Here is a 13,413-nt window from a genome sequence, read left to right as displayed (position 1 = left end):
TAGTATTTATCTAAAATAGCATTAAAGTTGTATATAATATATTCTATTTAATTTTAGGAATAACAACTCTAAAACTTGTTCCAACTGAAACTTTACTTTTTACCCCTATATCTCCTCCATATATTATAGCTAATCTTTTTGCTATAGATAATCCAAGTCCATTTCCTCCAGTTTTGCTATTTCTTGATTTATCAACTCTGTAAAATCTATCAAATAATAAAGGAATATCTTCTTCTGGTATTCCAATACCTTTGTCAGTTACAGTTACTATTTTATATTCATAGCTTTCAGTAAAACTAATATTTACTTCTTTATCTTCTCCTGAATATTTAATTGCATTATCTAAAAGAATTATTAAAATCTGCTTTAAATGTATATCCTTCATTGGAAATTCTTCTATGCCATTATAATCACAAGTAATATTATAATCTTTATTTAAAATGGAAAAATCCTCTAAAACTCCTGAAACAACTTCTCTATTATAACAATTACCAATAATTTTTTCATTAACTTTATCTAAATTAGATATATCTAATAAAGTTTTAACTAAATTTATAAGCCTATCTACTTCTTCACTACTTGCTTTTATTGATTTATCTAAAACTTCTCTGTCGTCTTTTCCCCATCTGTTTAAAAGAGATAAATGTCCTTTTATTATTGTAAGTGGAGTTTTAAGTTCATGGGAAGCATCTTGAACAAACCTTCTCTCCCTATTAAATGAACTTTCTAAATCATCCATCAATGAATTAAATAAAACACAAAGTTTTGAAATTTCATCATTACTTTTATTAACTTTAACTCTTCTATCAAGTTTTCCTTCTCTTTTAATTTCTTCCATTGTATTTGTAAGTTCACTTATATTTTTTAATAGTATTCTTGATATAACTAAAGCACCCAGTATACTTATAATTAAAATAAGAATTGAAACAACTATAATTAAATATCCATAGGATTCAAATATATCTTCAAATATATTAAGATTTATTCCATATTTATTTTTATGATCTAAAAACCAATCAAAAAATAAATAAGCTTGTGCCACAGTAATAAACATTAAAAATATAATAAATACTATTACAGATCCAATTGTTATTTTCCAAAATATTGGGAGATTATTATATCTTTCTTTAATTTTCATCTCTCATTACATATCCAAATCCTCTTACAGTTTGAATATATTTCTCCTTCTCACTTTTATCTAATTTATTTCTAATATATCTAACATAAACATCTACTATATTAGTTTCTGCCTCTGAATTATATCCCCATACATTATCTAGCAATATTTCCCTAGTTAAAACTCTATTTTTATTTCTCATAAATGTAAGGAGCAATTGAAACTCTGTATTAGTTAATTCAATAATATCCCCATCTTTTTTAACTATTCTTCCTTCAATATCTAGCTCTATATCTTTAAATTTTAATTTTTCTTTTTTACTAGCTTTGTCACTTCTTCTAAAAATAACTTCCATCCTTGCAAGTAATTCTTCAATAGCAAAGGGCTTTGATACATAATCATCAGCACCTGTTTGAAGACCTGTTACCTTATCCATAACACTATCCCTTGCAGTTAACATAATTATTGGGGTATCCTTTTCCTTTCTAATTCTTCTGCAAACTTCTAATCCATTTATTCCAGGCAGCATTAAATCTAAAAGTATTAAATCAAAATTTTTCTCTAAAGCTAAAGTAACTGCACTTCTTCCATCATTTGCAACTTCAACTTCATAGCCCTCATATTTTAATTCCATTTGTATAAAAGAAACCATATTTTCTTCATCTTCAACTATAAGAATCTTCTTCACAATTACGTCCCCTCCAATTATTGTTTAATCAATATATACTCATAATATAATTTTTTATATTAACTATGCTTTAAAGTAATATCTCTAATTATAATTTTAATACTATATATGATTTTAAACATCCTTATTAATAAAAAATTCAATAATCTAAATTGCAAAATAAGAGAGGGAACTTTTCCACTCTCTTATTTACTAATCATTATGATGGTCATCATCTTTTTTGTGATCATTTAAAGGATTATCTATATCTACTATAGCACCTGTTTTTCCATCAACAGTAATCTCTTGTAATAAATTTTCTTTGTCCTTTATTTTAAATTCATATTCTACAATTCCATCTTCTACATCTTCTTTACTTTTCACTACAGTTCCATTAACCTTTTTTAATGCAATTTCCTTTGCCTGATCTAATGAATAATTTGGTTTTTCTGCAAATTTCATTTCAACTTTTTCCTTTGCTTGCTCTATAGGGTTATTGCCTCTATCTTCCATGTGATCATAAACTGCAGCTCCTGCTGCAATTGCTCCACCAATTACCACAGCTAAAATAGAAAGTCCTATTATTTTTCTCTTACTAAATTTATTCTTTTTATTTTTTACTTCTTTATTTTCATTATTTGTCTCTGCTTTCATGTCCTTTACTTCTATAATTTCTGTATCCTTGTTGTTCTCATTTATATTATTGTTTTTATCCATTATAAAATTCCTCCTAAAAAAATCATTTATTTAATTTATGATTTAATAATAACAATGGAAAATTAAAATACTCTTTAATAAAAATGAGAATTTTCTAATCTAAGAATTTTTTAATCTTTTAACTATACTTTGTTATTGTCTTTTGAAAGATCTTAAAGTATAAATTTCCTTAGAACATTTTTAATTTCTTTCTCTTTAGATATCTATAATTAATAAAAAGGTTACTACAAAATAATTGCAGTAACCCCTTTTTATATGGCTATGTTTAAAAAATCAACAGGTAAAAAAACATAACCTTTAAATATTAATTTAAGCTAAAGAATTTAGTAAATGCTTCTATTGTATAGAAATTATCCTTAACTGTTGCAAGTTCTCTTACTGAGTGCATTCCTATAATTGGAGCTCCCATATCTACAACTGGAATACAAAGGTCTGCTGCTGACATTGGTCCTATTGTAGTTCCACCTCTTACATCTGATCTATTAACAAATTTTTGCATAGGTACATTTGCTTCTTTACATACTGTTTCAAATACTCCAGCTGCTACACCTTCTGTTGAATAACTTCCTGATGCTGCAATTTTAAGAACTGGTCCATTTCCAAGTACTGGTCTATTACTTGGATCATGTTTATCTGGTAAATTTGGATGTACAGCATGAGCTAAATCTGCTGAAATCATTAATGAATTTGAAAGTGCTCTAAAGAATTCTTCTGTATTCTTTGAAAGTGCTATTGAAATTCTTTCTAATGTTCTTCTTATAAAGTTTGATTGTGCACCTTGAGCAGTTAAGCTTCCAATTTCCTCATTATCAATACAAATCATAACCTTAGTTGAATCTATGTCTGTACTATTCATTAATGCCTTAACTCCTGCAAAAACCATCCATTGGTCATCTAATTTTCCAGCTGAAATAAATTCTTCATTTATTCCCATTACGCATCCTTTTTCATATTCATATAAGAATAAATCAAAATCTAATATATCTTCTTTATTAACTCCTAATTCCTTAGTTAAAAGACTTATTAAATATCCTTCTTCTTCTAACTTTTCATTAACAAAACCTACTAATGGTAGTGTATCCTTTTGTTTATTAAAAGCATATCCTTCATTAACTGTTCTGTTCATATGTATAGCTAAACTTGGTATTATTAAAATTGGTTTATTTACATTAACTAGTCTAACTTCTGGTTTTAATGGTGATTTTCCCTTTAATATAACTCTACCAGCTATTCCAAGTGGTCTATCAAACCATGTATAAAGTATTGGTCCACCATAAACTTCTGTATTTAATCTTACATAATGATCTTCTGTTTTCATTTCTGCATTTGGCTTTATTTTAAATCCAGGTGCATCTGTATGAGATCCTATAAGTCTAAATCCATCCTTTTCAAGTTCTCCATTACCAACTTTAAAAGCTATTACAGCTGAATCATTTTTTACTAAATAATATTTTTTACCCTTTTCTAATTTCCATGAATCCTTTTCAAAAAGTTCTGTAAATCCATCCTTATCTAACATATCCTTTACTGATGAAGCAGCATGATATGCTGTTGGACTATTATATAAAAAGTCTATTAATTCTGTTGCTAATTTCTTTTCCATCTTTCTTCCTCCTTAGCAATTGTTTAATTTTCTATTAACTCCATTCTACCATATTTAAAATTACATATGATATATTAATGAACTCATTTAATATTTTATTCAAACTCTAGTTATATAATATAATAAAAGTAGCTTTATAAAATTTTTTATTTTTAATTTATGTTTTAATTAAATAGATTTGCTTAATACTTATCAGTAAGATAGAATAATATATATTATTCAAATCGGAGGGGAAATTTCAATGTTTTCAAATTTTTTAGTAAAAACCTTCATAAAAAATAGTGAGGATACAAAAGATAGAAATGTACGTAACAATTATGGATTTTTAGGTGGGGTAATTGGAATAATTGTTAATGTTATTTTATTTATTATAAAATTTTCTGTTGGAATGCTAGTTTCTAGTATTGCAGTTACTGCCGATGCCTTTAATAACCTTTCTGATGCTGGTTCATCAGTAATTACAATTGCAGGATTTAAAATGGCTAATATGCCAGCAGATGAAAAACATCCATTTGGTCATGGTAGAATGGAATATCTATCGGCTCTTGTTGTTGCCTTTATGGTAATGCTTGTAGGGCTTCAATTTGTAAAATCATCCTTTGAAAAAATATTGCATCCTGAAGTAATACATTTTGAATGGATTCCTTTCATTTTACTTATTGTTTCAATATTTCTTAAATTATGGCTTGCAATATTTAATAGATTTATTGGTAAAAAAATAGATTCAGGTGCATTAAAAGCTTCTTCTGTTGACGCATTAGGAGATGTGTTTAGCTCAAGCTGTGTTGCAATATCTATTTTAGCCGCTAAATTTATTAGTGTTCCTATAGATGGATATATTGGTATAATTGTTGCTTTCATAATAGTTTATTCTGGTTTTACACTTGTTAAAGAAACTATTAATCCATTACTTGGTGAAGCACCAGACCCTGAACTTGTTAAAAGTATAGAAGATATGATGTTATCCTATGATCATATTATAGGTGTTCATGACCTTATAGTTCATAATTATGGACCTGGAAGGTGTATGGCTTCAGCCCATGCTGAAATTCCTTCTGATATTGATATTATGGAAATTCATAATATTATAGATAAGGCTGAAAGAGATATTTCAAAAAAACTAAATATTTATTTAGTTATTCATATGGACCCTATTTGTTTATCGGATGATGAAATTAATACAGCATATAAAGAAGTATCAAGAATTATTAAATATAATCCACTAATAAAATCAATACATGATTTTAGAATAGTTGGAGAAGGTAATGAAAAAAATCTTATATTCGATGTTGTTGTTAATTCAAAATATTTAAGTAAAATTTCTAGTGAGGAAAAACTTAAAGGTGAGATAATTGAGGCTATAAAAGAACTTCATCCTCAGTACAACTGTATAATCACCATAGACCATGATTATAGCGAGGTTTAATTTATATTATAAAAAAAGCAAAATAATAAAGAAATTTATTATTTTGCTTTTTTATTTATATATTTTTATTATATTCTAATTATTTTCCTGCAGTTGCAACCATTACGGCTTTAATAGTATGCATTCTATTTTCAGCTTCATCGAAAACTACTGAATTTTTACTTCTAAATACTTCATCTTCAACTTCTGTTATATCAAGACCAAGTCTGTCCTTAAGGTCTTTTGCAACATTAGTAGTCATATCATGGAATGATGGAAGACAATGCATGAATAATGTATCTTTCTTTCCTGTCTTATTCATCATTTCTCTTGTTACTTTATATGGGCTTAATAATTTAACTCTTTCTGGATATAGACTTTCATCTTCTCCCATTGATACCCAAATATCAGTGTAGATAACATCTGCATCTTTAACTGCTTCATCAACGTTATCTGTTATTTCAATTGTAGCTCCTGTTTGTTTTGAGTATTCTTGCATTTCTTTTACTATCTTTTCATCTGGATCTAAGCTCTTAGGTCCAAGTGCTACGAAATGCATTCCCATTTTAGCTGCACCATACATTAATGCATAGCTCATATTATTTCTTATATCACCAGTAAATACTAATTTTACTTCATTAAGTTTTTTGTGAGTATGTTCTTCTATTGTAAGAAGGTCTGCTAATATTTGAGTTGGATGGTCTGCATCTGTTAATCCATTCCAAACTGGTACTCCTGCATATTTTGCAAGTTCTTCAACTGTTGATTGAGCAAATCCTCTAAATTCGATACCATCGTACATTCTTCCAAGTACCTTTGCAGTATCTTCTATTGATTCCTTTTTACCCATTTGTGAGTTAGTTAAAAATGTTACGTGAGCTCCTTCTTCAGCTGCTCCACATTCAAATGCACATCTTGTTCTAGTTGATGTTTTTTCAAATAATAATACAACATTTTTTCCTTTTAAAGTATCACCTAAGATTCCAGCTCTCTTTTTTGCCTTTAAGTCATGAGAAAGGTCTAAAAGATATCTAATTTCTTCTGGTGTAAAATCCTTTAATGTTAAAAAACTTCTTCCTTTTAAATTAACTGCCATTTTTTATTCCTCCTTAAGTTAAATGAAATTCATAAATAATGGCTAACTTAAATATTAGATTTCTTTAATACATTAAGTTAACTTTTATTTTGTTTTAAGTTATTATATATCTACTTTTAAATAACTACAAAGGATTTTTATTCCAAAAAATGCATATTTATTTTTATATTCTATTTATATTAAATAAATATACTTTATTTAATATTATTTGAACGACTTTCCTTTCATTTATCCCCTTATATATTTACTTTCCTTTAATAAGTAAAATATATATTAATGTATATTTATTATATACATTAATATAATTTATTTTTAATACTATTTCATTAAAACTATAAATATTTATACAATTTTTATAGATATATTCATAATTTATATTAGGAATTTTAGTAACAAAAATATTTAATATTATATATAATGTATTGTTTTTAATATTAAATTGCTTAAAAGAAGGTGTATTATGAATAAGATAAAAAATCGACATATGTTCCTTGGTAATAATACTTCAGAAGGTTTTTACTCTCTTTTTAAATATATTATTTCTCAAGAAGATGCAAATAGAGTAATTTGCTTAAAGGGTGGTCCTGGAACTGGCAAGTCCTCTTTAATGAAAAAGTTATCTTTTTATTTTTCAACTAACTCTTATACAGTAGAGGAATATCATTGCTCTTCTGACGATCAATCCCTTGATGGAATCTTAATTAAAGATTTAAATGTTGCAATATTAGATGGTACATCTCCCCATATGACAGATCCTCTAACTCCTGGAGCAGTTGACAAAATAATAGACTTAGCAACAGCTCTTAATCATAAAAATCTAGTTCCTCATAAAAAAGAAATAATAGAAATAAGCAATGAAATAAGTACTTGCTTTAATAGAGCCTATACATTTTTTAATTGTGCAAGTAAAGTATATTTAGATTGGATTAATATTAATAGAAACTGCATAAATAAAAATTTACTTTCTAAATTTGAAAGTACTTTTAAAGGGATAGTTCTTCAAAAGGAATCTTCATCTACCATTCTTGGAAAGGAAAGACATCTTTTTGCAACAGCCTTCACACCAAATGGAATAGTTTCTTTTGGTAAAGACTTATCTACTTTTACTAAAAACTTATTTGTCCTTAAAGGAGAACCTGGTCTTTATAAAAGTGAAATATTAAAATCTATTGGAAAATCTGCTACAAGGTCAGGTTTATATGTTGAATATTATCATCATCCATTACTTCCAAATGAAATTGAGCACATAATTATTCCAGAGGCTGATTTAGGAGTATTTACTGAAAATGAAATTTCAAAGCTTAACTTTAATGGAACTTTATTTGATATGTCTTCCCTTTGCTATAATAAAAGGCTAAATGATTATAAAGATGAATTGGATTTTAATCGATGTGAATTTGATATTTTATTAAATAAAGGACTTTCATTAATTACACAAGCTAAACTACTTCATGACAAACTTGAAAAATATTATGTAGATAATATGGACTTTAATGTTGTTAATAAAGTTTATGATGAAATAATTTTAGATTTTGAACAATTTAAAAATTAAACTTAAATCACATATAAAAAAAGACTAACTTAAAGTAAACTTTAAATTACTTTAGTTAGTCCTTTTTATTTTAACTTTTATTTTTGTTTTATTACTGATAACCTATGAAGGGCTCTAGTTGCCATAATATACTTAACAAGATTTGGAATCTCTTCCTCATCTTCTAATATTATTACTCCATCAAATTCTAATCCCTTTGCAAAATATGCTGGAATTAAAACTTTTCCACCTTTATAAAGTATATCATTTCTATCAAAGGTAAGTATTTTAACCTTCTCTTTTAAGTTGTGAGAAATATCTTTAAGATCTTCCTTTTTCTTAGTAATAACAGCTATACTTTCAAGTCCTTCTTCTTCATAATCTTCTATTATTGAAGTTATAGTATCTATAGTTTCTTCAATATTTTCAGTTTCTTCTAAAAGAACTTTTTCTCCATTTCTAACTAATGGAATAATTCTTTCTTCATTTAAGAATTTACTTGCATATTCCATTATCTCTTGAGTTGATCTATAACTTTTATTTAATGAGAAATTAATTACCTTATCTCCAAAAACTTCTTCTAAATGAAGCATTGCAGGAGTTTCCTTTGTATCTATAAGTCTTTGGTTGCTATCTCCAACTATTGTTAAACTGTTACAACCTGTTAACTCCTTTAATACAACAAATTGTATATAGCTATAATCTTGGGCTTCATCTATTACAATATGTTTATATTCTTTCTTTGTTTGCTTACCATTTAATTTAATCATTAAATAAAGAACTCCAGCAAGATCCATATGTCCTAACACTTCAGTATTAGTAGCCTTTTTATAAAGGCTTAAAATACTTTCATGAGAAATCCATTCATTTACTCTTTCTCTTGCATTAATTACTTCTCTTACTATTTCTCTTATTCTAATTCTTCTTTGGAAGTCTAAATTATTCTTTTCAAAAATAATTTCATCTTCATTTAATTCACTTAATTTCTTTTCTATTTCCTTGTTTAAATTCCAAACAAGTTCATCTCTTTTATCTTTTATTTTTGAAGTAAGTATTCTCTTAATTTTTTCACTTCTTCTAAATAAAGGCATATAAGCATAGTAGTCATTAAATAAATCTTCTATTTCTTTCTTAGATACTATTTCTTCTCCAAAAAACATAACAGCTTCAGGATTAAAGTAATTAATATCCATATCCTTAATTACATTATCTAACTTCTTAACAAACTCACGAGAGCTTTTTTCCTTATACTCTTTAAGGGCTTTTTCATTCCCTTTCATTGCTTCTTCAATATAATAGGAAAACTCAATAATATCTTCTTTTAAATCTATCTCCCTTTTTGCAAAAGCTTCAAAAGTCATATTATCTATTCCATCTTCTCCTAAAGAAGGTAATACTCCTGCAATATAATCTATAAATATATCATTTGGTCCAAGTATAAGAACTTTATCTCCAAACTGTTTTCTAAAATTATATAGTAAATAGGATACTCTATGAAGAGCTATTGTTGTTTTACCAGAACCTGCAACACCATTTACTACAACAACCTTATCTTTTGGAGCTCTTATAATTTCATCCTGTTCCTCTTGAATTGTCATTACAATATCTTTAAGCTTTTCAGAAGAATTACCTGTTAAAACCATTTGAAGTATATCATCTTTTACATCAACTGCTGAATCAAAAATACCTTTTAGCTTTCCATTTTTAACTATAAGTTGTCTTCTAGCTAAAATATCAGTTTTAATTTCACCAGATGGTGATTCATAAGATGATTTACCAAGACTTCCTTTATAAAATAAAGATGCAATAGGAGCACGCCAGTCTACAATAACTGGCTCAAATGTTCCTTCTTTTGTTAATCCAAATCTTCCTATATAAAGTTCTTCTGGACTACTATCATCTTCAAGAAAATCTATTTTTCCAAAATAAGGTGACTCTTTTAAAATTGCACATTCTTTAAGTTTCCTATCAATACTTTTAAAAGCTTCTTCCTTTACATAGGCTTCATGGTCAAAGTAATCTAATACTTTGTCTTCATCATCCCTATATTCTTCTATAACTTTTTTTCTATATTCAACTATATAGTCTGTTATATATTTTCTCTTATCTATATAACTTAATATTTCTTCATTTATTATATTTAGAGTTTGATCTAAATGTTGTTCTTCCATTAGGAAATCTAGGTTATTACTCAAGTCTCTACATCTCCTCTTAATTTAATTTACTGGTTATTTGACTCATCAACCTTTGAAGAACTCTCATCACTGTTACCGTCTTTATTTTCTTCTTCTTGAGTTTTTGTATCAACAGTTTTAGTAACAACTGCTTCATCTTCACTTTTATTAACGTCTTTATTTGCAGCTGGAAGTGTTCTTATGTTTACTTTATTTTCTTTTCTACTTTCAGCAAGCATTTTTGCTTCTCTTCTAGCTTCTTCTTTTATTCTATCTTCTTCTTCTTTTTTCTTCTTCATTTCAGGATATTTCTCATATACTATATCCATAAATTCATCACCAAAAATAGTTTCTTTTTCAAGAAGTACACCTGCAATCTCATCTAAAAGATCTCTATTTTCATTTAATAATCTTCTTGCCTTTAAATGACATTCTCTTATAATCTTTAAAACTTCTTTATCTATTAAAGTTGAAGTTTCTTCACTACAATTTCTAACAGCTCTTCCATCTAAATATCTATTTTGAACTGATTCAAGTGCCATCATATCAAATTCATCTGTCATACCATACATAGTAACCATACTTCTTGCAGATTGTGTTGCTCTTTCTATATCATTTGAAGCACCTGTTGAAACTAAATTAAATACTTCCTCTTCAGCAGATCTTCCACCAAGCATTACTGTAATCTGATTTATTAATTCTTCTTTAGAAATTAAATACTTTTCCTCTTCTGGCAGCTGCATAGTATATCCTAATGCACCCATAGTTCTTGGTACTATTGTAATTTTATGAACTGGGTCTGCTCCATCTAAAAGTGCTGCAACTAAAGCATGACCAACTTCATGGAATGCAACTGCTTTCTTTTCTTTAGGTGAAAGTATTCTATCTTTCTTTTCCTTACCTGCTATTATATCTTCAACAGCTTCTCTTAAATCATCTTGAATAACTTCTTTTCTTCCTTCTCTAACTGCTCTAAGTGCTGCTTCATTTATTATGTTTGCAAGATCAGCTCCTACAGCTCCTGGAGTACTCTTTGCTATCTCTTCAAAATCTACATCTGAGCCAAGTTTAATGTCTTTTGCATGAACTTTTAAAATAGCTTCTCTTCCTGGGAAATCTGGTCTATCTACTATTACTCTTCTATCAAATCTACCTGGTCTTAATAAGGCTTTATCAAGAATTTCTGGTCTATTTGTAGCTCCAAGTATTACTATACCTTTTGATGAATCAAAACCATCCATTTCAGAAAGTAATTGGTTAAGAGTTTGTTCTCTTTCATCATTACTTTGAAGTTGATTATCTCTACTCTTACCAACAGCATCTATTTCATCTATAAATATTATACAAGGTGCTTTCTCTTGAGCATCCTTAAATAATTCTCTAACTCTCTTTGCACCAGCACCAACAAACATTTCAACGAAACTTGATCCTGAAATTGAGAAAAATGGAACTTTAGCTTCTCCAGCTACTGCCTTTGCAATTAATGTTTTACCTGTTCCTGGAGGTCCAACTAAAAGTACACCCTTTGGCAGCTTAGCTCCTATTTCTGTGTATTTACTTGGATCATTTAAGAAATCAATAACCTCTTCAAGGGATTCCTTAGCTTCTTCTTGGCCTGCAACATCTTTAAATGTTACTCCAATTTCATCTTCCATATAAACTTTAGCATTATTTTTACCCATGGACATCATTCCACCGCCCATTTTACCTGCCATCTTTGAAAATAATAATCTCCAAATGAAGAACATTGCAATGATTGGTAGTCCATAAACTAATAATAAATCTAGAATTGGTGATTGTTTAGGATTTTGTCCTGTAACATCAATTCCTGCTGCATTTAGTTCCTTAAGTAAATTATTGTTTGGTATATTTGCAGTATATAAAGTTTTATCTTTAAATTGATTTTTATCATTTGGTGTTATTATTAAATTATCATTAGTTATTATAACCTTTGATATTTGCTTATCTTTTACCATTTGTTGAAATTGAGTATAACTAACCTCTTTATTCATAGACGTTTCTCTAACATAGTTAAAGGACATAATTATTGCTAAGGCCATTATAAAATAAATAATTCCAGCCTTATTTCTTTTTTTGTTTGGTTGTTCCATTTTATCCACCTCTTTCTTTTGTATAATCCTTTAATTCAAAAATCCAATATTATTAAAAGGATAAATCCTAACTTGTGCTTTTCCTCTTATTTTATCTCCGCTAATATAAGGATTTTTCCAAAAACGCGAGTCATTTGAATTGGCTCTATTATCTCCTAAAAAGAAATATTTACCTTCTGGAACCTTATATATACCATAAGAATCCATTGGATATTTTACATAAGGTTCATCTAACTTTTTACCATTAACATATACAGAAGTTCCATCAATCTTTATTGTATCTCCTGGAAGTCCTATAAGTCTCTTTATAACAGTTTCATTAAGTTCATCAGAATCAAATACAACAATATCTCCCCTATGGAGTTTCTCTGGATTATAAACCCTAGTTACTAAAAGTCTATCTCCAACATTTAAAGTTGGTTCCATTGAAGAACTTGGAATATACACTTTATAAATCAAAAATTTATTTATTAATATAGCAATTACTACTGCTATAAATACTGGTACAATCCAGTCATTAAAAAAATTTTGTTTTTTTGCTTTAACTTTTCTTTTTTCTCTGTCAGATCTTTTCATAGTATAATCAGTTATTTTTATATCATTTTCATCTGTTTTCTTTCTATTTAATGGTTTATTATTACTTTCAGTCATTATTCCACCCACATTTCATTCATTGATTCTCTAATATCCTTTTTTCGTCTTTGGGTTTCATTTTCATCATAATAATATTTATTATTTTTTTTATATATTACGTCGCCCTCTTTTAGTGACCTTTGGATCTCATCTTTATTAACATTTATCATCTTTCCATCTGAAGATTCTAAGACGTAATATTTATCTTCTTTTCTATCCACTATATATATTTCTTTCATAAATATTATCTCCACTTTTAACCTTTCTAAAACTTGATATTATCATTAATTATATCATATTTTACTATGAAAATTCTCTGCACCTATTTAATTTTATTAAAACTTAATTAAGGTTTTGTA

Annotated in this window: 11 protein-coding genes; 2 read left to right on the top strand and 9 right to left on the bottom strand. The window is 27.5% G+C overall.

The genetic code is table 11. The annotated features are described in order from the left end of the window. Positions 1-43: 43 nt before the first annotated feature. The 4 genes from J2S18_RS07040 to J2S18_RS07025 all read right to left on the bottom strand — a co-directional run bounded on the left by J2S18_RS07040 (position 44) and on the right by J2S18_RS07025 (position 4,104). On the bottom strand, positions 44-1,138 hold the full coding sequence (locus tag J2S18_RS07040) for a sensor histidine kinase (protein ID WP_307485033.1): 1,095 nt from the start codon (positions 1,136-1,138) through the stop codon (positions 44-46). Beyond that, a complete protein-coding gene (locus J2S18_RS07035) occupies positions 1,128-1,805 on the bottom strand; it encodes a response regulator transcription factor (RefSeq protein WP_307485031.1) in 678 nt (225 codons plus the stop codon). Before J2S18_RS07035 ends, J2S18_RS07040 begins: the two co-directional genes overlap by 11 nt. 192 nt (positions 1,806-1,997) lie before the next feature. Next, on the bottom strand, positions 1,998-2,501 hold the full coding sequence (locus tag J2S18_RS07030) for a PepSY domain-containing protein (protein ID WP_307485029.1): 504 nt from the start codon (positions 2,499-2,501) through the stop codon (positions 1,998-2,000). 304 nt (positions 2,502-2,805) lie between these two features. Beyond that, entirely contained in the window at positions 2,806-4,104 is a 1,299-nt protein-coding gene (locus tag J2S18_RS07025; RefSeq protein ID WP_307485025.1) for a M18 family aminopeptidase, read from the bottom strand. 241 nt (positions 4,105-4,345) lie between these two features. Here J2S18_RS07025 and J2S18_RS07020 point away from each other — a divergent pair, with 241 nt between their 5' ends. Then, on the top strand, positions 4,346-5,530 hold the full coding sequence (locus J2S18_RS07020) for a cation diffusion facilitator family transporter (RefSeq protein WP_307485023.1): 1,185 nt from the start codon (positions 4,346-4,348) through the stop codon (positions 5,528-5,530). Between the two features lie 79 nt (positions 5,531-5,609). Here the strand turns inward: J2S18_RS07020 and argF are convergent, their stop codons facing one another. Next, positions 5,610-6,605, bottom strand: a complete 996-nt coding sequence (gene argF / locus J2S18_RS07015; protein ID WP_307485020.1) for an ornithine carbamoyltransferase — start codon at positions 6,603-6,605, stop codon at positions 5,610-5,612. 460 nt (positions 6,606-7,065) lie between these two features. Here argF and J2S18_RS07010 point away from each other — a divergent pair, with 460 nt between their 5' ends. Beyond that, positions 7,066-8,157, top strand: a complete 1,092-nt coding sequence (locus J2S18_RS07010; RefSeq protein ID WP_307485017.1) for an ATPase — start codon at positions 7,066-7,068, stop codon at positions 8,155-8,157. Positions 8,158-8,234: 77 nt separating this feature from the next. Here J2S18_RS07010 and J2S18_RS07005 read toward each other — a convergent pair whose 3' ends face one another. The 4 genes from J2S18_RS07005 to J2S18_RS06990 form a co-directional block, all read right to left on the bottom strand. After that, the gene (locus J2S18_RS07005; protein WP_307485015.1) at positions 8,235-10,331 is read right to left on the bottom strand and encodes a HelD family protein; all 2,097 of its coding nucleotides are present in this window, start codon (positions 10,329-10,331) and stop codon (positions 8,235-8,237) included. A 26-nt stretch (positions 10,332-10,357) separates the two neighbouring features. Next, a complete protein-coding gene (gene ftsH, locus J2S18_RS07000) occupies positions 10,358-12,421 on the bottom strand; it encodes an ATP-dependent zinc metalloprotease FtsH (RefSeq protein WP_307485013.1) in 2,064 nt (687 codons plus the stop codon). Positions 12,422-12,451: 30 nt separating this feature from the next. After that, on the bottom strand, positions 12,452-12,997 hold the full coding sequence (gene lepB, locus J2S18_RS06995; protein ID WP_307485168.1) for a signal peptidase I: 546 nt from the start codon (positions 12,995-12,997) through the stop codon (positions 12,452-12,454). A gap of 74 nt (positions 12,998-13,071) precedes the next feature. Then, entirely contained in the window at positions 13,072-13,293 is a 222-nt protein-coding gene (locus J2S18_RS06990; protein WP_307485010.1) for a DUF3006 domain-containing protein, read from the bottom strand. Positions 13,294-13,413 lie beyond the last annotated feature (120 nt).

The sequence above is a fragment of the Eubacterium multiforme genome (assembly GCF_030813415.1).
GTDB lineage: Bacteria > Bacillota > Clostridia > Clostridiales > Clostridiaceae > Clostridium > Clostridium multiforme.
This window is presented reverse-complemented; position numbering and strand designations above follow the sequence as displayed.